Origin of the sequence: Maribacter sp. PR66, from assembly GCF_028464205.1 — a bacterium.
Lineage (GTDB): Bacteria > Bacteroidota > Bacteroidia > Flavobacteriales > Flavobacteriaceae > Maribacter > Maribacter flavus.
Genome location: NZ_JAQPCH010000001.1, coordinates 85,452 through 107,899, shown reverse-complemented (window position 1 = coordinate 107,899; position 22,448 = coordinate 85,452). Strand labels below are relative to the sequence as shown.

The 22,448-nt window shown below is 43.8% G+C and carries 17 protein-coding genes and 1 tRNA gene; 7 read left to right on the top strand and 11 right to left on the bottom strand.

Translation table 11 applies throughout. The annotated features are described in order from the left end of the window. Positions 1-82: 82 nt before the first annotated feature. The gene (locus tag PP181_RS00500; protein ID WP_272635563.1) at positions 83-496 is read right to left on the bottom strand and encodes a hypothetical protein; all 414 of its coding nucleotides are present in this window, start codon (positions 494-496) and stop codon (positions 83-85) included. A 314-nt stretch (positions 497-810) separates the two neighbouring features. Here PP181_RS00500 and PP181_RS00495 point away from each other — a divergent pair, with 314 nt between their 5' ends. Then, the gene (locus PP181_RS00495) at positions 811-1,221 is read left to right on the top strand and encodes an SRPBCC family protein (RefSeq protein ID WP_138257812.1); all 411 of its coding nucleotides are present in this window, start codon (positions 811-813) and stop codon (positions 1,219-1,221) included. Positions 1,222-1,358: 137 nt separating this feature from the next. Then, on the top strand, positions 1,359-1,769 hold the full coding sequence (locus PP181_RS00490) for a VOC family protein (RefSeq protein ID WP_272635562.1): 411 nt from the start codon (positions 1,359-1,361) through the stop codon (positions 1,767-1,769). Positions 1,770-1,838: 69 nt separating this feature from the next. On the opposite strand, the gene PP181_RS00485 is transcribed toward PP181_RS00490, so the two are convergent. The 6 genes from PP181_RS00485 to PP181_RS00460 form a co-directional block, all read right to left on the bottom strand. Next, positions 1,839-1,912: transfer RNA gene (locus PP181_RS00485), tRNA-Asp, on the bottom strand. Between the two features lie 72 nt (positions 1,913-1,984). Then, positions 1,985-2,914 carry a DUF58 domain-containing protein gene (locus PP181_RS00480; protein WP_272635561.1) on the bottom strand — a complete coding sequence of 310 codons (930 nt, stop codon included), beginning with the start codon at positions 2,912-2,914 and terminating at the stop codon, positions 1,985-1,987. A gap of 73 nt (positions 2,915-2,987) precedes the next feature. After that, positions 2,988-3,305 (bottom strand): thioredoxin, encoded by a 318-nt coding sequence (gene trxA / locus PP181_RS00475; RefSeq protein WP_138257780.1) that lies wholly within the window; start codon positions 3,303-3,305, stop codon positions 2,988-2,990. 108 nt (positions 3,306-3,413) lie between these two features. Further along, positions 3,414-4,634: a multiheme c-type cytochrome gene (locus PP181_RS00470; protein WP_272635560.1), complete on the bottom strand. Its 1,221-nt coding sequence runs from the start codon at positions 4,632-4,634 to the stop codon at positions 3,414-3,416. 17 nt (positions 4,635-4,651) lie between these two features. Then, positions 4,652-9,088 carry a DNA polymerase III subunit alpha gene (gene dnaE / locus PP181_RS00465; protein WP_272635559.1) on the bottom strand — a complete coding sequence of 1,479 codons (4,437 nt, stop codon included), beginning with the start codon at positions 9,086-9,088 and terminating at the stop codon, positions 4,652-4,654. 243 nt (positions 9,089-9,331) lie between these two features. Next, positions 9,332-9,787: a ferritin-like domain-containing protein gene (locus PP181_RS00460; protein WP_138257777.1), complete on the bottom strand. Its 456-nt coding sequence runs from the start codon at positions 9,785-9,787 to the stop codon at positions 9,332-9,334. Between the two features lie 313 nt (positions 9,788-10,100). Here PP181_RS00460 and PP181_RS00455 point away from each other — a divergent pair, with 313 nt between their 5' ends. Together PP181_RS00455 and rimM are read left to right on the top strand one after the other, a co-directional pair. Further along, positions 10,101-10,685, top strand: coding sequence for a 30S ribosomal protein S16 (locus PP181_RS00455; protein ID WP_272635558.1), 585 nt, complete (start codon positions 10,101-10,103; stop codon positions 10,683-10,685). Between the two features lie 8 nt (positions 10,686-10,693). Continuing rightward, entirely contained in the window at positions 10,694-11,221 is a 528-nt protein-coding gene (gene rimM, locus PP181_RS00450) for a ribosome maturation factor RimM (RefSeq protein ID WP_272635557.1), read from the top strand. Here the strand turns inward: rimM and PP181_RS00445 are convergent. After that, positions 11,218-12,261 carry a sugar phosphate isomerase/epimerase family protein gene (locus PP181_RS00445; protein ID WP_272635556.1) on the bottom strand — a complete coding sequence of 348 codons (1,044 nt, stop codon included), beginning with the start codon at positions 12,259-12,261 and terminating at the stop codon, positions 11,218-11,220. The genes rimM and PP181_RS00445 overlap by 4 nt on opposite strands. Continuing rightward, positions 12,258-15,068 carry a DUF7133 domain-containing protein gene (locus tag PP181_RS00440; protein WP_272635554.1) on the bottom strand — a complete coding sequence of 937 codons (2,811 nt, stop codon included), beginning with the start codon at positions 15,066-15,068 and terminating at the stop codon, positions 12,258-12,260. Before PP181_RS00440 ends, PP181_RS00445 begins: the two co-directional genes overlap by 4 nt. Positions 15,069-15,254: 186 nt before the next feature. Between PP181_RS00440 and PP181_RS00435 the strand changes: the two genes are divergently transcribed. Then, positions 15,255-16,697 (top strand): sulfatase family protein, encoded by a 1,443-nt coding sequence (locus PP181_RS00435; RefSeq protein ID WP_272635553.1) that lies wholly within the window; start codon positions 15,255-15,257, stop codon positions 16,695-16,697. A gap of 70 nt (positions 16,698-16,767) precedes the next feature. Here PP181_RS00435 and PP181_RS00430 read toward each other — a convergent pair whose 3' ends face one another. After that, entirely contained in the window at positions 16,768-18,720 is a 1,953-nt protein-coding gene (locus tag PP181_RS00430) for a CHRD domain-containing protein (protein ID WP_272635552.1), read from the bottom strand. A 111-nt stretch (positions 18,721-18,831) separates the two neighbouring features. On the opposite strand from PP181_RS00430, the gene PP181_RS00425 reads away from it, so the two are divergent. Next, on the top strand, positions 18,832-19,545 hold the full coding sequence (locus PP181_RS00425) for a tRNA1(Val) (adenine(37)-N6)-methyltransferase (RefSeq protein ID WP_272635551.1): 714 nt from the start codon (positions 18,832-18,834) through the stop codon (positions 19,543-19,545). A 50-nt stretch (positions 19,546-19,595) separates the two neighbouring features. Continuing rightward, a complete protein-coding gene (locus PP181_RS00420) occupies positions 19,596-20,774 on the top strand; it encodes an acyl-CoA dehydrogenase family protein (protein ID WP_272635549.1) in 1,179 nt (392 codons plus the stop codon). 320 nt (positions 20,775-21,094) lie between these two features. Here PP181_RS00420 and PP181_RS00415 read toward each other — a convergent pair whose 3' ends face one another. Next, a complete protein-coding gene (locus PP181_RS00415; RefSeq protein ID WP_272635548.1) occupies positions 21,095-22,444 on the bottom strand; it encodes a GH1 family beta-glucosidase in 1,350 nt (449 codons plus the stop codon). Positions 22,445-22,448 lie beyond the last annotated feature (4 nt).

Below are 22,448 nucleotides of genomic sequence, written 5' to 3'. Positions count from 1 at the left end.
CCTATCACTTCTCCTAAAGAAGGAGTCTAGGTGAGAAAGGCTTTTTGAAAGGGGCCAGCAAAGTGTTGCGGCCTAAAAAATGCTATAGTCTAAATACCTGATACTTGATGTATCTTCTAAATAAGGAAGTTGTATCCGATGCGCTGAAGGCTACAAAGGATTTTTGTGAATCAAAGCGAGTATGCCAAATGAATTGGGTTCTAAGTGAAGTAGCGGAAATGCCACCTAAATATCTACCGTGCTCCGTTGGAACCGTATGTCTTATCTCTTCCTCTTGCTCTTCGGTTTCTGCAACCTCGATGGCAAGTTTTTTATCACTGGATAATGGGTTGATGGCGACCTGGGCATGCTGGTCTACATCATTGAGTTGGATTAAGGCTTCCTTGGAATCGAGTTTTATGGAATCCTCTACCTTTAAATTGGAATGAACAAAGAAAAGCCCACACAGCAAGGTGAGCATCAGTGGTAAGGAATATTTTAAAAGACTTTGCTTCATTACGAGGGTGAAATTATATCAAGAAAACCCTGATAACAAAAAGTGGTTGTTAAAAAAATGCAAAAATCGATAGAAAAGTGATTAATGAAGTTTAACGGGGCTTTTTTTATGTAATTAGTAATTAATGGTTTAGTATACCTTAATCTGTATAAATAGTACGTTAACCTTACGTTCAAGAAAAAATACAATGATTCCGTCCCGGACATTTATTTCCTCATAGTTCAATTGGCAAAATCTCGCATGAAATTGTAAGCTATCTTTAGATCTAATTACACAAAAGAATCAACTATCAATTAAGTATAAATAAACGAAAAATGAAGGCAATAGAAGTAGCTGCTATTGTAAACGCCAAGAAAGAAAAAACTTGGAAGTATTGGACGGAAACAAACCATATCAAAAATTGGAATTTCGCATCGGATGAATGGCACTGCCCAAACGCTGAAAGCGACCTTAGGGAAGGTGGTAGGTTTACTAGTAGGATGGAAGCCAAAGATGGTAGTATGGGCTTTGATTTTGGCGGTCAATTCACCAAAGTAATACCTAATAATCTGTTGGAATACACCTTGGATGACGGACGGGAAGTATCCGTAATATTTGTGGACAAGGAGGGTCAAACGGAAATTGTGGAGACCTTTCAACCCGAAAACCAAAATTCCCTGGAGCTACAGCGGCAAGGTTGGCAGGCCATTTTGGATAATTTCAAGGACTACGTGGAATCCAATTAGACTTATTTTTTTAGGTTGGATACTTGAATTCCTTTAATATCAGGAAAAATGGGATTGTACGGAATCTACGGGTATTGTTGGAGATTTTTTATTTTAAAGTTGGTTATATTTGATGTAACCACCTAACAGTAAATAGTATGAAATCGATTTGGTTGAACCTTCCCGTTAAGGATATACACGTTTCAAAGACATTTTTCAAGCAAATTGGGTTTAGGGAAAATCCCATGCATGCCCATTCCCAGCACATAGGAAGTTTTTTGGTTGGTGAGCACGATTTTGTGTTGATGCTCTTTCCTGAAAATGCCTTTCAGCATTTTGCACAGACGGGGATTTCCGATACCAACAAAGGTTCCGAGATGTTGATCAATTTGGATGCCCAGACCAGAACGGAAGTCGATGATATGGCCCAAAAAGTGAAAAATGCCGGAGGCAGGATTTTTGCCGAACCTTCCGAAGTCGATGGCTGGATGTACGCCATGGGCTTTATCGATAGGGACGGCCACCGTTGGAGCATGCTGCACATGGAAATGGATAAAATGCCGAAATAGATTTAATGGATTTTGCGATTGAAACCCATAAGGAAACAAAAAAGCCCTCAATAAATTGAGGGCTTTTTGCGGTCTGGACGGGACTCGAACCCGCGACCCCCTGCGTGACAGGCAGGTATTCTAACCAACTGAACTACCAGACCGTGGCGTTTAGCGTGTGCAAATATACATTGCTTATTCAATTGCACAAACATTTTCTTTTAAAATATTACCTTCTATAGAAATTTGGAGCGTTCAACCAAAAAGGTATTCAGTATCGTAGAAAAATCCCTTATTATATCGACTTCTACATATTTGATTCGGTATTGGGCACATTTCAACTTTATGGAGGTGAAATATTCCTGTACACCCTTCTCATAGGCTTCTTTAATAGTATCGGCATAAAGATCCAAATGTTCGCCCGTTTCAACATCCAAAAATCGTTTGGGCGTATTGTCAAAATCGAAGTGATATTCTAGTTCCTTGTCCATCAAATGGAAGAGTACCACCTCATGCTTGTTATACTTTAAATGCCTAAGGGCCTCGAACAATTCTTCATCTTCTTTTTCCGTCTGAAGCATATCGGTAAAGAGAAATATGAGACTTCTTCTTTTTATTTTTTCGGCTATCTGATGGATATAGGTATAGGTTCTTGTTTCCTTGCCGCCCGATTTTTCGCTCCCAATTTCATTTAATTTGGCCAAGAGCATTTGAAAATGGCGCTCACTTCCTTTTTCGGTGGTGTAATAGTGGTAATCATCGGAGAACACGCTCAGGCCCACGGCGTCGCGTTGTTTTTTTAATACGTTCATTAAGGCCGCAATGGCCAATATTCCAAAACCGATTTTATTCAGGTTTCCCAAGGTCTGGGTCTTGACCTGCGGATAGAACATGGAGGCCGAGTTGTCCAAAATCATATGGCACCTAAGATTGGTCTCTTCCTCGTAGCGTTTGGTATATAACTTATCCGTTTTAGCGTACAATTTCCAATCGATATGCTTGGTACTTTCGCCGTTGTTGTAAATTTTATGTTCCGCAAACTCCGCAGAAAAACCATGAAAGGGGCTTTTATGGATACCACTGATGAATCCTTCTACGACCTGATTGGCCAATATCTCCAGATTAGGAAATAAGGTGGCGTTGTTTAATTCTTTGCGTATTTCCATAGCCTAAAGATAACATAAAAAAAGTCCAGCGTTCTTCACTGGACTTTCCTTTATAATTATATGGGTAACGGGCCTATAAAAGCGCATCAATAGCGTCCGTATATACCTTTTTGGGTGAAACACCTACTTGTCTACTTACGATTTCCCCGTCCTTGAAAACCAAGACCGTTGGGATATTTCTAACTCCATATTTTGCGGCGAATTCCTGATTGGCATCAACATCCACTTTTCCAACTATGGCCTTGCCCTCGTATTCGTTACTTACTTCGTCAATGATCGGCCCTACCATTCTACAAGGTCCGCACCATGCGGCCCAAAAGTCTACTACTACGGGTTTATCGCTTTTTAAAACTACTTCGTCAAAAGTAGCATCTGTTATTTCTAATGCCATGATTATTACATTTTATTGATTATGCAAAGTTAGTCAAATATTCAACGCTTTCCTTACGCTATTGGTATTCGTTTTGGTTATTTAAAGATTGATGTAATCTATGCCAATTTACTCATTTGCCTCGGCTTCTGGGTAAATGGCAATGTTATGGGTTCTGACCCCAATTGGGGTGGATTCTTCCAATTTGGTCAATTGTACCTGCATGCTCCTAGAAGGGATTATAGGCATATGGCATTGTATACAGTCATTGTTATTTGCTGTCATTTTTGATTGCGAAATAGAACATGTGATTGTATTTGGTTGATGGCACTCGATGCATTTACTGTTGAAATAGCCTGATTGTCCTCTTTGGTTTCTATGGGGGTCATGACAGGTCATACAGTCCATCTGTTCAGATTGGGTAAAACATTTGCTACTGATGAGCAATCCAAACTGGTTTCCGTGAACGTCCAAAGACGTGCTTGGTCTAAGTGAGTTAAAGTTTTTAGAAAACTTGGATAGCGTATCCCCAGGTAAGAATTTAAAGGGGTTTTGAATTTGATTGCTTCTGAGTCCGGAGTGGCATGAGGCGCAAACATCAAGTCTTTGCTGCCTTGACAGGGAAGCCAAGGCTATGAGCGTGGTATCTTTTTGTGTTCCTATACCTTTCCTTTGAAAAATTACGTGTTTTTCCGATGGGCCATGGCATTTTTCACAGTCAACGCCCAAAACCATTCTGGACATATCATACATGTTGGAGTTTAGGTTCTCATTGTTGCTTTTGGCAAAAGTGACATGACATTTTAAGCATTGGTCGTTTACGGGCCTCAATGGTACCAACGAATTTGCATAATTTGGGCTATTTATCCAAGTGTCCGTAGGCACAAAATAGGATGCTTGTAGTTGATGTAAACCATCGGGTTGATTGGTCAAAAAGGTTTGTCCCTTTAGTCCTGAGCCTATGGTGATGTCCATGCTCCAATCAAATTGTTTCCGGTCTCCATAATTTAATCGGGCAACCTGAAACGGATGTCCATTTTTATCCACTATGGTAATATCGGCATCCATTAATCGCACCACATTTTTCCCTTCTTCAAAACTACCATGGATATTGTCCAAGGTGGTGAATTCCGAAGTGTTGTAATGTGCCGTTTGTAAGTGGGTTTCATAAATATCCCCGTGGCATTCCATGCAGGATTCAGATCCTACGTACCCTTCACCGTTATAATGGTAGGCAATCACTTTTACATCAGTGTACTGCTCCGATGGTCCGGAAAGATATTCGTATAGTTTTACCGAAATAAAACCGAGCAATACTAAACCAAGGCCGACAAATATCTTTTTCTTCAATGGAAATGGTCTTTTGGCTAATTAAGTTTAAAATGTACCTGTTGCTCCTCCAGTCGTTGTAATAGTTCACTGGAAATCTGTACTTTTTGTTTTCTGCTGCTCAATCGAACCTTGATCTGTTCCTGCATTTCATACACCACAAAGCTCAAAGGGTGTTCCCCTTTGTGGGAAACCAAGGTATCCTTGAGTTGGTGTACCTGCGCTTCTTCCAATTCATCGATGTTCAGCCTAATGGTCAATTTTTTGGCAAAGGATTCCATGACATCCTGTAACAGCATAAAGCTGTTGAACTGCATTCGTGGCTCTCCCTTGAGTCCGGTTTCCCGGTTGACCCATCCTTCCCGCACGAACAATTTTACATAGGCGAAGGAGTTTAGCATTAGGAAGTGCCTAAACTTGAGGTATTCCTCCCCAAATATCCGGAACTCAAAGGAGTCCGTATAATCTTCCATGGTAAAGGAGGCCCATCCCTTTCCGTTTTTGGAAATCCTGTGTTGTACATCCGTAATGACCCCCGCAAAGGTCAGTTCCCTATTGATATAATTTTGAAGGTCGCTACAATGGGAAAGACTGGCATTGCAGAACGCTTTGATTTCCGTTTTAAAATCATCCAGTGGATGGCCTGAAATGTAGATGCCCACTACCTCCTTTTCCCTTCTTAATTTTTCCATGGTACCCCATTCCTCGCAGGGAGGAACGATGGGCTCGGGGATGGAGACTTCACTGGCATCGCCAAAAAGGCTCACTTGTGCCGAATTTTGGTTCTCCTGGAATTTTGCCCCGTACTTGATGACTTTTTCCAAAAAGGTGATTCCGTCTCCGTCGTTATGAAAGTATTGTGCCCTGTGGGAATTCCCCAAGGAATCGAATCCCCCGGCGAGTGCCAAGTTTTCAAAGGCTTTTTTGTTTGCTGCCCTTAGGTCGATGCGCTTGGCCATATCAAAAACCGATTTATACGGACCATTTTCCTTTCGTTCCTCAACGATTGCCTCTACGGCACCTTTTCCTACTCCTTTTATGGCCCCCATTCCAAACCGGACCGCTCCGTCCTTGTTCACTGCGAATTTGTAATACGATTCGTTAACATCCGGTCCTAGAACATCCAGCCCCATGCGCTTACATTCCTCCATGAAAAAGGTGACCTGCTTAATGTCGTTCATATTGTTACTGAGCACCGCGGCCATGTATTCGGCAGGATAGTGGGCCTTGCAATAGGCCGTTTGATAGGCTATCCATGCGTAACACGTAGAGTGACTTTTATTAAAGGCGTATGCGGCAAAGGCTTCCCAGTCCTTCCATATTTTTTCCAGTTTGTCCTCCGGATGGCCTTTGGCAGAGGCTTGTTGGATGAATTTGGGCTTCATTTTGTCCAGCACGTACTTTTGTTTTTTCCCCATGGCCTTTCGTAGTACATCCGCTTCGCCTTTGGTGAAATCCGCCAATTTTTGGGACAAGAGCATTACCTGCTCTTGATATACCGTAATACCATAGGTTTCGGCCAAGTATTCCTCGCAAGCCTCCAAGTCGTACACGATTTCCTCCGTACCGTGCTTTCTGGCGATAAAGCTGGGAATATATTCCATGGGTCCAGGTCGATACAAGGCATTCATGGCAATAAGATCGGCGAACACGGTAGGTTTTAACGCCCTCATGTGTTTTTGCATCCCGGGCGATTCGTACTGGAACACCCCAATCGTTTCCCCACGTTGAAAAAGCTGGTAGGTTTTTTCATCGTCCAACGGAAAATTCTCAGGATCTAGTTCAATGCCATGTTTGGCCTTGACAATCTTAACGGTGTCCTTGATAAGGGTCAAGGTTTTTAGACCCAAAAAGTCCATTTTGAGGAGTCCGGCACTCTCCACAACGGAGTTGTCGAACTGGGTACAGTACATGTCGGAATCCTTCGCCAAGGCCACTGGTACGAATTTGGTGATATCGTCAGGTGTAATGATGACCCCACAGGCATGGATTCCTGTATTTCGTACGGAACCCTCCAAAACATAGGCTTGGTTCAAGGTTTCGGATTCCAATCCGTCCCCTTCTGAAATGGCCAACAGTTCGTTGATTTTGACCATGTCGTCACTGTTGAACTTGCTTCTGAGGATTTTCTCATCGACCCCCATAATTTTTTTCAACTTGGACATGTTGGGAATCAGTTTCGCCATTCGGTCGGCATCGCCAAGGGGAAGGTCCAAGGCTCGTGCCGTATCACGGATGGAAGATTTGGCGGCCATCGTACCATAGGTAATAATTTGCGCCACCTGGTTTGATCCGTATTTGTCGATCACGTAGTCCATAACTCTGCTACGGCCTTCATCATCAAAGTCGATATCGATATCGGGCATGGAGATACGGTCCGGATTGAGGAAACGCTCAAATAGCAAGTCGTATTCGATAGGGTCGAGATTGGTTATCCAAAGGCAATAGGCCACCGCAGAACCTGCGGCAGATCCCCGGCCAGGTCCTACCGAAACCCCCATATCACGGGCCGCCCTTATGAAATCCTCCACAATCAAAAAGTATCCCGGATACCCCGTTTTTTCAATGACTTTCAACTCGAAATCAAGGCGCTCGTCAATTTCAGGGGTAATTTCCCCGTAACGTTTTTTGGCACCTTCATAGGTGATGTGACGTAGGTACTTATTTTCACCGCGTTTGCCCCCATCAAGTTTATCCTCTTCAAATTGGAATTCTTCGGGAATATTAAAAGCGGGTAACAAGACATCCCTTGCCAAGGTAAAGGTCTCTACTTTGTCAACGATTTCCTGAATGTTGATGATGGCCTCTGGGATGTCCTTGAAAAGCTCCTTCATTTCATCCGAGGACTTGAAATAGTACTCCTGATTGGGCAACCCATAACGATAGCCACGGCCCCTACCAATGGGCGTGGATTGTTTTTCGCCGTCCTTTACACAAAGCAAAATATCATGGGCATGTGCATTTTCCTTTTTTTCGTAATAGGTGTTGTTGGTGGCCACCAACTTAATTTGGTGCTTTTGTGCAAACTGGATCAAAACCTGGTTGACACGGTCCTCGTCTTCCTGCCCGTGGCGCATGATTTCAATATACAGGTCGTCGCCAAAGGTTTCCTTCCACCATATCAGAGCTTCCTCGGCTTGGTTTTCACCTACATTTAAAACTTTGCTCGGTACCTCGCCATACAGGTTTCCCGTTAGGACAATGATGTCATCCTTGTATTGTTCAATGATTTTTTTATCGATTCTGGGAACATAATATTTACCGTCCACGAAAGCAATGGAGGACATTTTGGCCAAATTGAGATAGCCGTTCTTGTTTTTCGCCAGCATCACGATTTGGTACCCATTGTCCTTTAGGGTCTTATTGGTATGGTCCTCGCACACCTGGAACTCACAACCCACAATGGGCGTAATTTCCCGCTCCGGTTCCGGTAATGTTTCCAGGGGTTCCTGACCTTCTTCCAAGGTGCCGTTTTTGGTAGCCTCGTAACGCTTTCTGTTTTCTTCGTTCCTGGCCGCAACCCCGTTATTATGGTTGATGATACCGTTCACAAAGTGAAAGGCACCCATCATGTTGGCATGGTCCGTTATGGAAACCGCAGGCATTTTTGCCTTGGCCGTCGCCGCGATGAGGTCAGGTACGCTGATGGTGGATTGCAATATGGAAAACTGGGTATGATTGTGGAGATGGGCAAAAGCGGCCGTCTCCAAGGTGGCCAAGTTTTCCTTTATTTCTTCCTTGGTGATACCGCCTGTATCCTTTTCCCAGAGGGCATCGGCAATTTTTTTGGATGCTTTTTTTAGGTTGATATGCTTTAGGCCGATAAGCTGAATCTCCTGCGGATTGGCTTCGGAGAAATTCCTGAAATAATCGGGCTGTACATCCAATTGCTCGGCCGTAAACTGTCTGAGCCGGACCAACTCCAAAAAGCAGCGGGTAGTGGCCTCCACGTCCGCGGTGGCGTTATGGGCTTCCGCAAAGGGTTCCTTAAAAAGATATTCGTGCAATTCGGTTAGCGTGGGAAGCTTGAACTTACCTCCGCGCCCACCCGGGATTTGGCAAAGTTCGGCCGTATGTTCCGTACAGGTATCCAAGACCGGAAGTTCCTGCAAGGGGTTTTCAACGCCAATCCGGTGGAATTCCGCTCCCATGATTTTGATATCGAACCCAACGTTCTGTCCTACGATGAACTTGGTCTTGGACATGGCATCATTGAACTTTTCCAATACCTCGGCCAAAGGGACTCCCTCTTGTTCCGCCAAGGCAGTGGAGATACCATGGATTTTCTCGGCATCATAAGGAATGTTGAAACCTTCAGGTTTTACCAGATAATCCTGCTGGTCCAAAAGGTTGCCCATGGCATCGTGCAATTGCCATGCGATTTGGATACATCGGGGCCAGTTATCCGTGTCGGTTATGGGGGCGTCCCAGCGTTTTGGCAGTCCAGTGGTTTCGGTGTCGAAAATTAGGTACATATATTTTTTTTAATTCCGAGGGAATCGGAACATATTGACGAATCTTGTGTTCAATTCCAAAAAGTCGAAGCCCAAATTCAAAAAAAATTTTGCGAAAACTGATGTTTGGGATTCAAAAGAAATGGATTTATAAAAATACTCAAAAGTGACGTTTGGAAAAAGTGTAGTTGCTAGGAGTTATCAACCAAAAAAAGCGGACGTTTTAGCGTCCGCTTTACATTCATATTTATGGTTAGATATTTTTTAGGAAATCGCTTCCTCATAAATCCTGGCATTGTTTAAAGCGCTCTCAATCTGGTTTCTATGCTTGATCAGGATTTCTTGGGTAGTTGGTGCGAGTTCCATATTATCGTCCTTTAGAATTTCGTTGTATTCTTCCAGACTGGCCTTTTCACCGCGCTCTACCTCTTCCAGGATGCGTTCAGTACTATTCGAACTGAGGCTTGCACTTAAATTCATCCATGTTCTGTGCAAGTCGCCTTTGGTGCTTCCACCTTTATCCGGCAGTTCTCCGTAAGTTTGAATTTCTCTCTTAAGTTCATGGCCAAAATTATAGCGCTGTTGAACCTTATCCGCAAGAAATTTTTTTACGGTTGGATTATCTACTTTATCCTGTGCCAGTTTATATCCCTTTTCTGCGTCGTACGTTTTGGTCAACAAATCATTTAACCTGTTAGAAATTTTTTCTGAATACTTCATAATCTATCTTATCATTTAAATTTATAACGGTTATTGTCTTTCAATAACTACATGACATAAGATACAGGAATATCTTGGAAAACCAAGTGTTTAAGGGGGTTTTGCATAGATTTAACTTGCTAAGTTAAAAGCTCTTAAAGGTTTTAACAATGTGCTTCTAAATTTTGTGGAAGCAATGATTGCCAAATCAAGGAAATTAAATTACATTTGCAGCCCTTTTTCAAGGATAATGATTCCCATCTTTGTGGGAATGGCGGAATAAAAAATAATGAATTAATAACCAAGGGTCGGGCACCCTACAAATTAATGTGATATGCCAGTTAAGATTAGATTACAGAGACACGGTAAAAAAGGTAAACCATTTTATTGGGTGGTTGCCGCCGATTCAAGAGCCAAAAGAGACGGTAAATTCTTGGAAAAATTAGGAATCTACAATCCCAATACCAATCCAGCAACCATAGATTTGAATGTGGATAGTTCCGTAAAGTGGTTGCAGAACGGAGCTCAGCCAACGGATACTGCCAAAGCCATCCTTTCATATAAGGGTGTTCTATTGAAAAAACACCTATTAGGAGGTGTTGCGAAAGGCGCATTGACAGAGGAGCAGGCTGAGGAAAAATTCAATGCCTGGGTTTCCGAGAAGGAAGCTGCAATCGATGCCAAAAAGGGTGGATTGGATAAAGCGAAGGAAGAAGCTAAAGCAAAAGCATTGGCTGCTGAAAAAGAAATAAACGAGAAAAGGGCTGCTGAAGCTGCGGCTGCTGCACTTCCAGAAACTCCAGAAGGAGAAAGTGCAGAGGAAGAAGTTGAAGCTGTAGAGGAAGCACCTGAAGTACCGGAAGAGGCCCCTGCCGCTCCTGAGATGAAAGAGGAAGAAGCTCCAAAAGAAGGCGAGTAGTTTTAACGATGCGAAAGGAAGATTGTTTCTACCTAGGCAAAATCGTTTCAAAATATAGTTTTAAGGGTGAAGTCCTGGTTAAGTTGGACACAGACGACCCCGAGATTTACGAAAATATGGAATCAGTATTTGTTTCATTGAGAAACAATCTGGTTCCATTTTTTATTAAACGTTCCCGCCTTCACAAATCCAACTTGCTTCGTATCGATTTTGAAGAAGTGAAGGACGAGTCCGATGCGGACAGAATCATGCGTTGTGAACTTTACCTTCCCCTAACTATGTTGCCTAAACTTTCGGGCAACAAGTTCTATTATCATGAGGTTATCGGCTTTACCGTCTTGGATGATGTCCATGGGGACATAGGTATTGTTGAAGGTGTAAACGATACTACCTCCCAAGCACTTTTCGAGATTAAAAAAGGGGACAAACAGTTGTTGATTCCCATCAATGATGAAATTATTAAAAAAGTAGACCGGCAATCCAAAACCATTGAAGTGGCTACCCCAGAAGGTCTGGTAGGTCTATATCTAAACTAGCCTTCCAAAGCTTCTTTAGCGAAGGCCAAGCATTTTTTTACTTCAGCAATGGCATCCGAACCTTCGGGAATATCATATTCCAATTCAATGGTAGCAGGAAATGAATAACCATTATCGCGCATCATTTGCAAAGCCTCTACTAGCGGGGTATCTCCCTCTCCCCAAACCACATTGCCCTGGCCATGTTCAGGAGTTTGCCTGTCCTTTACGTGCATGCTTTTTATATGATCGTGTTTTTCCTTGATAATATTCAAGGGGGCTTCATTTCCAGCAGCAACAAAATGTCCTAAATCCAAGTTAAGCGCATTGTATTTGGATTGTTCCAAAGCTGTGTCCCAAAAGGTGGGTGTTTGCTGTGTATGGCCATGATAGGCAACAAATATGCCATGTTTCGAGGCCATTTCCCCTAGTTTTTTAGTGTGTGCATCATCACTTGGGTGTTCCAGGGTCACATGGGATGCCCCTAAGGCCTTAGCAGCTTTGAACCCATAGTTTATTTCTTCATCGGTATTGTCCTTGCCAAAAGCATTGGGCTTAAATGCGTAAATGATTACCCCGGCATCATTATACATTTTCTTAAGTTCCTTAAACTTGTCCATAGAAACTTGAGACCTCCAGGTAGCCACTTTTTCATTATAGACGCCCATGGCCTCTTGTATTTCCGTCAATTTTTTTTCATCCGCTGCTGTTATTGTTCCTTCCCTTTTGGAGCGCATTAATCCCCAAAGCGTTCGTCTGTCCAAAGAACTTTCGGGTTTTCCTGCAAAGGATTCAGCCGGATCTCCCATTAATTCAATGGCGTTAATGCCCGAATCCAACACATATTGTAGCGTAGCTTCTGCACTTTGGTCAGGCATACTTCTAAAGGAATACGTAATTACCCCGATTTGCACCCCATTTATTTTAGAGTTTGGGACAGCTGAATTCAGCAACCTATTTTTTCCAAAAATATTTGGACCAATCAGTGTTGTCCCAATGGCCAAAGCGGCTGAATTCGCTACGAAGTTTCTTCTTGAAACTGTGTTTTTTTTGTTATTCATAATACAGGTTTTTTTGATGCTCCATAAATCTTCATTTGTCTCATGGACCATGGTATTTCACGGTCCTCTTGTGGGCCAAAGTTTTTCGTTAAGCTCATACGAATAAACTTGGCCTCAACAGGGTCGAAAATCAGGGAAACATCTGCCTGTTCTCCTTCGCCTTTTTCAATTTCTTTCCATGAAATTCCATCCATGGAGGTTTCTAATCTATAGCCACGCGGATAGGTGTGAAGTGGCGGTGGCGATCCGGGACGCCAACCTCTAGAAATTGGGGTCGCGTTATAGTGAACTTCAGAGACGCTCATAGGTTCCGGGAACTCTACTTGAAACCACATGCCCTCTTCCTGATTACCTCCAGAACTCCATCCCTCAAAATTAAACGCACTGGTAGGTGAGGCCCGGCCACCAATTCTTGTGGGTACGGAATGGCTTGCCGTAATATTCCAATCTTCGCTTGGCACAAGGAGTTGCGGAACGGATGTCATTAACTCATCATATACAAAAGGCGTGTTACGCTCCTCCGTTTTGGTCCTAACATTATGGACATCCTCCGCGGATACCAAGGTGGCTTCATTAGATAAGTTGGTTCGAATGTAGGATACAATGGACGCAATCCAATCATCGGATTGTTCTTTGTTGCCCACCATAATACCCGCTGGGTAGGTTTTTCCATCCAATGGGCCTTCCAGTCCGTGCATCACCGTTTTAATAACATATTCCGGGTGCGATTGTACTCGGGTGGAACCGCTTAAGGCCGGTGCCATGACCAAACCATCTCCAACGGGTGTTCCTGTGCCATCGTTTCCATGACACTGTACACACAGTTCATTGAAAATGACCCGTCCCCGTTCCAAGGAGTTTTTCTGTGCCCCTGTAAGCTGGTTGTTGCCTACTTCCCACCAATTTTTGACTTCTTTTGGTTCTAAAATCTGTTTGCCAATGGTCTGTATTCCTTTGGCCGAATTGGACTTGAGTAATTTTTTAAGGGCAATGTCGAAGGATGGGACTTCAAGAATGTGTGCCGACAAAACTGCCTGTAATACTACATCTACATTTTTTTCCTCAAGTAATTTTAAATAATCCTTTCCAAGCGATTTTTTACCCGACTTATAAAGTGTTTCCCCCGCACGCATGGCTTGAATACGCATTCTGGGATTGGGGTCTTCCATTAATTTTTCAACCATTTTCTCTTTCAACGAACCCAGGCCCTCCAAGCACCACAAGGCATGGAAACGAGCCAATGTATTATCGCTATTATTAACCATGGCTTCAAGTTCTGGAACGATACTTCTATCCTGTGACAACACGATCAACTGTTGTGCCTTGTCCCGCCACCAACCATTGGGATGCTCCAAATGTTTTACAAGTTGGGCAGGTGTTTCATTCAGCATATTCGGCTTGGTCTTGTCCCGCTCCTTGCTGTCATGGGTAATACGCCAGATACGCCCTAATCCAATGACCTTGTCCAGTTGGTATTGCTCAATTTTTGCGCGAAGGTAGGTACCCTTTTGCGCCCATTGCCCTTCCTGTATAATTCCATGGTACATATCCGTAATATACATGGTTCCGTCTGGTGCGGTGGTCATATCTACCGGTCTGAACAAAGGGTCTGTGGATCGAAGGAACTCGGATTTTTGGTCCTGAAATGCGTTGTGCAAGGTGGTGATTCCTTCGTTGACCACCGGATCAACCTGGCGAACAATCCGAGCTACTGGTTCTCCATAGAACAATTGTCCGTATAATTCTTTGGGTAATCGGTCGCCACGGTAGATATCGTTTCCGGCCGCACCGGTTACCCTCTTTGGACCACCATTGTTTTCACGAACTCGATCCATTCCTTCCTGAAGATCGCCGATCAATACAGGTGCGCCCCACGGTTCCTCAAAACCTTCGGCATAATTGTCGGTATCCTCATAATCGAAATTACCATAATGTACGGGTTGTTGAAATTGGGATGGTAGGCCGCTTGCACCTCCCAAAAACCAAACCTTTCCATCATCATCGTGTGTTACGCCCCATTGTGCCCGGTTATATCCCGTATTTTCACGGATGACTCCAGTAGGCGTTTCCCTGACCCGGAAGGCGTTATAGGTGCTGTACATCCAGTTGTCCATGTTGTAATACATAAAGGCCTGTTGGTGCTCTACGTTCCCTGATCTACCGTAATTTGTGGTGAAGAGTTCTTTTTTATCGGCCTTGCCGTCACCATTGGTGTCGGAAAATTTATATACATTATCCTCATCTGAATTCATGGTCAGTACGGCATCCTTTCCGTAGGGCAGTACAAATCGGGGAAAAATAAGACTGTCCACGAAGACAGTTCCCGTTTCATAGATTCCGTCATTATCGGTATCCTCCCATCTGGAGATTCTACTTGTAGGTTCCAAGGTGCCGTCAGAATCGGCCGTAAGCATATAAGTACGCAATTCTAGAACGAACATTCTCCCATTACCGTCGAAAGCGATGGCACCGGGCTGTTCAATTTGGGGTTCGGTAAGTATCGGTTCAATATGGTAGCCTTCGGGCAATAGAAATTTTTTGGCCTCTTCTTCTGGATATAAGGGAAGTACGGGGGATTTTGGATCTAGATCCGCGCCTTTCCAATCTTCATGCTCTGGATCCACATCCGGAGGTAAGGAAACAATAGGAAGGGTATCTGACATCGAGGCGATCACATCTGCCACACTATCTTTATCTACTTCCTTTTTTTCTTGGTTTGAGCAGCTAAGTAATCCTACAATCAAAAAGCCGTAAACTAAAAGAAATGAAAATGAGCGGTTCTTCTTAAAGATCTTATTTAAATTCATTTTGGTCAAGGTCATTCAAAATATACGTTCGGAAATTAACTATATTCATGGCATCTTACAAGTAATTTAACTGGGTATTTTTGAAAAAGTGTCAATGAAACCGACATGATTTAGAATAATCCTTAAAAAAATAGTGTAATCGTTAATGGTTACATGTGACTTATCAAAAACAACAATAAAAAACACATGAAAGAACTAAATTTTAAAGGATTTGTCTTTTTAATGCTGATTACTATGTGTTCTTGTCAAGAGAGACCACAAAAATCAACTTCAAAAGAAGTTCAGCCACCTAATGTCGTTTTAATTTTTACAGATGACCAGGGATACAATGATGTAGGTGTTTTTGGAGCCGATGACATCGCTACCCCTAATTTGGACCAAATGGCCAAGGAGGGACTGAAGCTCACTAGTTTTTATGCTGCACAGGCGGTCTGTTCCGCATCTAGGGCCGGTATTCTTACCGGATGCTACCCCAATAGAATTGGCATCCACAATGCATTGATGCCCAATAGCGAGATCGGATTGAACCCTGAGGAAACTACCTTGGCCGAAATGCTCAAGTCCCAGGGATATACTACCGGAATTTTTGGGAAATGGCATTTGGGCGATGCGCCTGAATTGATGCCCAATAATCATGGATTTGATGAATATTTTGGTATTCCCTATTCCAATGATATGTGGCCATTGCATCCGCAGCAAGGGCCTGTGTTCAATTTCGGTCCTTTACCGTTGTACGAAAACGAAAAAATACTGGACACGCTAACGGACCAATCAGACCTCACAAAAAGCATTACCGAAAGGAGCGTGGATTTTATCAACAAAAATAAAGAGAAGCCATTTTTTCTTTACGTGCCCCATCCACAACCACATGTTCCCTTATTTGTATCCGATAAATTTAAGGGGAAATCCGGAAGGGGTTTGTACGGTGACGTTATCATGGAGTTGGACTGGTCCGTTGGGGAAATCCTAAAGGCCTTGGAGGAAAACGCACTGACCGAAAATACCATAGTGATTTTTACTTCGGATAACGGGCCTTGGCTTTCCTACGGCAACCATGCGGGGAGTGCCTATCCGCTCAGGGAAGGCAAAGGTACTGCTTGGGAAGGCGGCCAGCGCGAACCTTTTTTGGTGAAATACCCCAAGAAAATCCCATCCAATAGGGTGGTGGATGCACCTGTCATGTCCATCGATATTTTACCTACCATTGCCGAGGCAACAAATTCACAATTGCCCCAAAAGAAAATCGATGGTAAAAGCGCTTGGGGCCTCTTTACGGGTGAAACCGACAATAGTCCCCAAAAGGCCTATTTCTATTACTATCGCGTCAATGAACTCTTTGGGGTGCGCTATGGAAAATGGAAACTTTATTTTCCCCATACCTATAGAACCATGGAAGGTCAAGAACTCGGTAAGGACGGGCTGCCAGGAGATTATAAAATGGTGAAACTAAAAGATATTGAACTGTATGATTTGGAGGCCGATGTTAGTGAGACCACCAACATTGCGGATTTACATCCGGATATTATTTCAGAAATTACCGCTATGGCCGATGCCATGCGGGCCGAATTGGGAGATAGCCTTACTGGAATGGAAGGCAGTGAACGCAGGGAGCCAGCTAGGGTACGATAAAATGATCTTTTTATAATAAAATAGGGCGACCAAATTTGGTCGCCCTATTTTATCAAATAATGAAACGTGTTTACTCATTTATTCCGATGTCAGCTTGCGCAACCAAGGTTGCCAAGTCATCCGGACTTAAATGCACATTGATATATCCGTCTACTTCCAACACATCCTGATAGCTGAACGGGGTCTCGTCATCCAAGATTTCCACATGGGTGCTACTCATCCCCGTAGTTCCATCAACGGGATTAAAGCTAAAGATTATCGGACCGGTTTCCGCAGCGCTGTTCGCATGGATATGGGCCGGGTGCACACCGTCTGCCGGGGTGCCTGTGAGTTCTATTATCGCCAGGGCATTTCCGCTTACACGTTCAAAAAAGGTGGCACTTCCACTTATTCCTGGTACATCTACTGTGGCCAAGGCATAGGTTTTGGAGGTCCCGGTGAGCTCATTTTCGCCAATATCTCCTTGGGCTACCAAAGTGGCCAAATCATCCGCACTCAAGTGAATATTGATATATCCGTCTACTTCCAATACATCATCATATCCAAAAGCCGAGTCATCGTCCAAGGTAGCTACATTGGTCACGCTCATTCCGGTAGTTCCATCCACGGGATTGAAGGTAAATAAAATGTCGCCCGTTTCCGCCGCGCTATTGGCGTGTATGTGTCCGGGGTGCATACCACCATCTGGGGTACCTTCAAGCATGATAGTTGCCAAAGCCTCTCCATTTAGACGCTCTTCGAAGGTCGCTGTACCAGAGATGGTCGGTACCGCAACGGAACCTAATTCGTAGGTTTTGGCTTCCCCGGTCAATTCATTTTGGCCAATATCACTTTGTGCAACCAAAGTGGCCAAATCATCGGCACTTAAATGAACATTAATATATCCATCAACTTCCAATACTTGGGCATATCCAAATGAAGTATCGTCATCCAACGCGGTTACATTGGTCATGCTCATACCGGTAGCACCATCGACTGGATTGAACGTAAAGATGATGTCTCCACCTTCTGCGGCCGTATTCATATGAATGTGCGCAGGATGTGTTCCGTCTTCAGGGGTGTTGTTCAACATAAGTGTTGCCAAGGCTTCACCGTTTACCCGTTCTTCAAAAGTAGCCATACCATCAATCCCATCAACGTCAACAGAATCAAGTTCGTAGCTTTTGGCCTCACCGGTCAATTCATTTTGTCCAATATCCCCCTGGGCTACTAAAGTAGCGAGGTCATCCGCGCTTAGGTGAATGTTGATATATCCGTCATAGGTTAGCACATCGTTGTAACCAAAAGCGGTGCCATCATCCAACGCGGAGACATTCGTATTACTTATGCCGGTAGCACCATTGACTGGATTGAAAGTGAAGGCAATATCACCACCTTCTGCAGCCGTATTCATATGTATGTGTCCCGGGTGTATACCATCAGCGGGCGTATTGTTCAATATAATAGTAGCTAAAGCTTCTCCATTTACTCGTTCTGAGAATGTAGCCGTACCGCTGATTTCTTCAATGGCTACGCTTCCCAGTTCATAAACCTTGGTCTCGCCGTTCAGCTCGTTCTGACCTATATCGCCTTGGGCGACCAAAGTTGCAAGGTCATCTGCACTGGCATGGACATTGATGTATCCGTCAAAATCCAACAATTCTTCGTAGGTAATGGGAGTACCGTCGTCAAGCGTAGAAAACGTAACGGAACTCATGCCGGTTGAACCATCCACCGTCCCCAGGGTAATTGCTATATCCCCACCTTCCGCGGCTGTATTAAAATGGATATGAGCGGGATGCATTCCTCCACATGGGGTATTCTGCAGCTCCAGTTCTACGGTTATGGAGTTGTCCTCATTGTCAATAATTTTGGCTGTACCCGAGATGTCGGGGTTGGAAACGGAGCTCAGTTGATAGGTTTCGGAATCGCCTCCATCGACTATTGGAGGTATGAAGTCACCGTCGTCATCACTACAGGAGGTGAAGAGCATTGCGCCCATGACTATGGGCAGGATAAATCTGATTGTTTTTCTTAGTTTCATAATAATTGTTTTTATGTATGTTTATGTACGGAAGAATTTCCAAGGGGTTTGGTTAATGTTTATTGAACCCATGGCCCTTTCCATTTTCGATACATCCCAAAAAACAATTCGTTGAAGGAAACTTTTTGCTTTAAAAAATTTAAAATTGACCAGGAACGTTGTGCGATGAAAATTGGGACCGATGGTGTCCTTTTAGGCGCTTGGACGAACGTAGATTTTGAGCCACAATCCATTTTGGATATTGGTGCAGGTACAGGTGTATTATCCTTAATGTTGGCTCAAAGATGCGATGCGCCTACAATCGATGCCCTTGAAATCGATGAAAATGCCTACGAACAGTGTGTCGAAAATTTTGAGGCCTCACCGTGGGGCGACCGACTATACTGCTATCATGCTGGATTGGACGAGTTTGTAGATGAAGTGGACGAGGTCTATGATTTGATCATAAGTAATCCGCCATTTTATAGTGAAACCGTATCCAGTGGTAATACCTCAAGGGACTTGGCGCGCCAGAACGATACGTTGCCCTTTACGGAATTGGTGGAAAGTGTTTCCAAGTTATTGTCCGATAGAGGTACGTTTTCGGTCATAATCCCCTACAAGGAAACCGAGGAGTTTATCGCACTGGCAAATACCTCGGGTCTTTACGTCTGGAGGATATGTAGCGTAAGGGGACACAGCGATGCCCCATTAAAGCGTAGTCTGATAGAATTTTCGAGGACAAAGGCCGATGCAATAGTCGAAACATTGACCATCGAAAAGGAAAGGCATGAATATACCGAAGCATACGTGGCCTTGACCAAGGACTTTTATCTAAAAATGTAACTTATTGTTTTTACAATGTTATATTTTTACGTCACTTATAAATCCTATATATGAGAACCGACTTATTCGAAGCGCCCGACTATTATAATTTGGATGACTTACTCTCCGATGAACATAAATTGGTACGTGATGCCGCTAGGCAATGGGTAAAAAGGGATATTTCCCCCATTATAGAAACGTATGCCCAAAAGGCCCAATTCCCTAAGCAGATTATTGGTGGATTAGCAGAAATAGGGGCGTTTGGCCCGTATATCCCAGAAGAGTATGGAGGAGCAGGTCTAGATCAGATCAGTTATGGGCTTATCATGCAGGAAATAGAGCGCGGGGACAGTGGGGTGCGTTCCACAGCTTCCGTGCAGTCCTCGTTGGTGATGTATCCAATCTATACCTATGGAACTGAGGAACAGCGTAAAAAGTACCTACCTAAATTGGCAAGCGGTGAAATGATGGGCTGTTTCGGGTTAACGGAACCCAATCACGGTTCCAATCCGGGCGGTATGGAGACCAAGTTTAAGGATATGGGCGACCATTATCTGTTGAACGGGGCAAAATTGTGGATTTCCAATTCGCCATTTGCGGACATTGCCGTGGTTTGGGCCAAGAACGAGGAGGGCAGGATCCATGGACTCATCGTGGAAAGGGGCATGGAAGGGTTTTCCACACCTGAAACGCATAACAAATGGTCTCTAAGGGCGTCGGCAACAGGCGAACTTATTTTCGACAATGTAAAAGTGCCCAAGGAGAATTTATTACCGAACAAATCGGGTCTAGGAGCGCCATTGGGCTGCTTGGACTCTGCCCGATATGGAATTTCATGGGGCGCCATTGGAGCAGCTATGGATTGCTATGATACGGCCCTGCGATATGCCAAGGAGCGCATGCAATTTGGCAAGCCAATCGCCGCTTTTCAATTGCAACAGAAAAAATTGGCCGAAATGATCACGGAAATCACCAAGGCCCAATTGTTGGCCTTCCGTCTGGGACAGTTAAAGAATGAGGGGCGGGCCACTACGGCCCAGATTTCCATGGCAAAACGTAACAATGTGGAAATGGCCATCAACATAGCTAGGGAAGCCAGACAGGTTTTGGGCGGTATGGGCATTACCGGGGACTACAGTATCATGCGCCATATGATGAACTTGGAGAGTGTCATTACCTATGAGGGTACCCACGATATTCATCTCTTGATTACCGGAGCGGATATTACGGGGCATCAGGCCTTTAAATAAGATAACAAATTGCTTAGGTTATCTTAACATATCCTCAAAAATAGGATCTTATTTTTGCCCTGCGTGTAATTAAGATTCATGTAATTTTTTGAGTTAGTTAGCTTAAGCCGATGGGAGCATCGGCTTTTTTGTTTTAAGTATCCAATAAGTGGGAAACCTTCAAAAGACTTTTTGGATTCTCCATTATATCACAATCCAGTGTAACCTCGAGCAGCCTTTATTGAGCCTGGACAACGGTCAGTCGAGAAGTAATTGAACCTAATGCTTTTAAAATGAGGTTTCGACTGCGCTTGACCTGACATTATAGTTTGTATATATGACTAATTGCGTACATCCAAAAAGGTCTTATACCACTTTCCCGATTTTTTCACGGTGCGTTTTTGCGTTTTAAAATCGACATGGACCAAACCAAAACCGGGGTGGTAGCCTTCGGCCCACTCAAAATTATCCGTGAGCGTCCACACGAAGTATCCATGAACGTTTAGGCCTTTCTTTTTGGCTTTTAGCACTTGCTCCAAGTGGTCCTTAAGGAACTTTTGTCTTTTCTTGTCCTTTATTTTTCCCTCCGTGAACGTATCCTGAAATGCGGCCCCGTTCTCGGTGATGATAAGATTCGGCATAGTACAATACTCACTGTATTTGCGTATCATTTCATAGATACTGGGTGGATATACTTCCCAATCCATCAACGTGGTAATTACCTTTCTTTTCGGTGCTTCAATGATTTTAGCTCTGATATAAGGTATAAAATAACTGTGTTGTACGACCTCCCTCGTATAATTTTGTATGCCGATGAAGTCAAATTCAAATTGGCTTTTTCCCATATCCCCGGGTAGGATAAAAGGCTTTAGTTTTTTTAAGATCGGCAAATCTTTTTCGGGATAGCCCAGACCTAGGACGGGCTCTATGAAGAGTCGGTTTAAAAGGGCATCCACCCTTTTTGCCGCCCTGATGTTCCTTGGTGATTTGTTTTTTGGTACAATGTAGGAACAGGAGTATGTAGTTCCAATTTTTGCATCGTGAATCCATTTTCGAATCATGCGTCCCCCAACCGCTTGAGACAATTGCGCGTGATGAACGGCAGGAAGAAAATTGCGCATTCCTTTTTTTCCCGGGGCGTGGACTCCCAAAAAATAGCCACCGCCGGTAAACACCATAGGTTCGTTCAGTACCATCCAATGTTTGACCCGGTCGCCAAAGGATTGGGCGCAAACCTTAGTGTATTCCTCGAACCAATCCAGGATTTCCCTGTTGGTCCATCCTCCCTTCAACTCAAGCTCGTGGGGTAGGTCCCAATGGTATAAAGTGATCCAAGGAGTTATGTCCTGTTCCAGGCAATAGTCGATGACCCTATTGTAGAAGGCAATTCCCTCCGTATTTATTTTACCCGTGCCCATAGGCAATATCCTGCTCCAGGAAATGGAGAACCTAAAATTTGGGATATTCAAGGATTTCATCAGGTAGATATCTTCCTTGTACCTGTGGTAAAAATCACAACTGGTTTTGGCCGTATCGTTTCCGCGAATTTTTCCCTTCCTCGAGGTAAAAACGTCCCAAATGGAGGGCCCTTTGCCATGTTTGTCATGGGCCCCCTCAATCTGGAAAGCGGCCGTGGAGACCCCCCAAATAAAATTCTTGCCAAAATCTGAGGAGTGAATCTTTTTCGTCATTTGG

What these genes read in the sequence shown, in the direction of transcription:
- PP181_RS00500 (WP_272635563.1), bottom strand. Translation starts at nt 496, where the DNA reads ATGAAGCAAAGTCTTTTAAAATATTCCTTACCACTGATGCTCACCTTG.
- PP181_RS00495 (WP_138257812.1), top strand. Translation starts at nt 811, where the DNA reads ATGAAGGCAATAGAAGTAGCTGCTATTGTAAACGCCAAGAAAGAAAAA.
- PP181_RS00490 (WP_272635562.1), top strand. Translation starts at nt 1,359, where the DNA reads ATGAAATCGATTTGGTTGAACCTTCCCGTTAAGGATATACACGTTTCA.
- PP181_RS00480 (WP_272635561.1), bottom strand. Translation starts at nt 2,914, where the DNA reads ATGGAAATACGCAAAGAATTAAACAACGCCACCTTATTTCCTAATCTG.
- trxA (WP_138257780.1), bottom strand. Translation starts at nt 3,305, where the DNA reads ATGGCATTAGAAATAACAGATGCTACTTTTGACGAAGTAGTTTTAAAA.
- dnaE (WP_272635559.1), bottom strand. Translation starts at nt 9,088, where the DNA reads ATGTACCTAATTTTCGACACCGAAACCACTGGACTGCCAAAACGCTGG.
- PP181_RS00460 (WP_138257777.1), bottom strand. Translation starts at nt 9,787, where the DNA reads ATGAAGTATTCAGAAAAAATTTCTAACAGGTTAAATGATTTGTTGACC.
- PP181_RS00455 (WP_272635558.1), top strand. Translation starts at nt 10,101, where the DNA reads ATGCCAGTTAAGATTAGATTACAGAGACACGGTAAAAAAGGTAAACCA.
- rimM (WP_272635557.1), top strand. Translation starts at nt 10,694, where the DNA reads ATGCGAAAGGAAGATTGTTTCTACCTAGGCAAAATCGTTTCAAAATAT.
- PP181_RS00445 (WP_272635556.1), bottom strand. Translation starts at nt 12,261, where the DNA reads ATGAATAACAAAAAAAACACAGTTTCAAGAAGAAACTTCGTAGCGAAT.
- PP181_RS00440 (WP_272635554.1), bottom strand. Translation starts at nt 15,068, where the DNA reads ATGAATTTAAATAAGATCTTTAAGAAGAACCGCTCATTTTCATTTCTT.
- PP181_RS00435 (WP_272635553.1), top strand. Translation starts at nt 15,255, where the DNA reads ATGAAAGAACTAAATTTTAAAGGATTTGTCTTTTTAATGCTGATTACT.
- PP181_RS00430 (WP_272635552.1), bottom strand. Translation starts at nt 18,720, where the DNA reads ATGAAACTAAGAAAAACAATCAGATTTATCCTGCCCATAGTCATGGGC.
- PP181_RS00420 (WP_272635549.1), top strand. Translation starts at nt 19,596, where the DNA reads ATGAGAACCGACTTATTCGAAGCGCCCGACTATTATAATTTGGATGAC.
- PP181_RS00415 (WP_272635548.1), bottom strand. Translation starts at nt 22,444, where the DNA reads ATGACGAAAAAGATTCACTCCTCAGATTTTGGCAAGAATTTTATTTGG.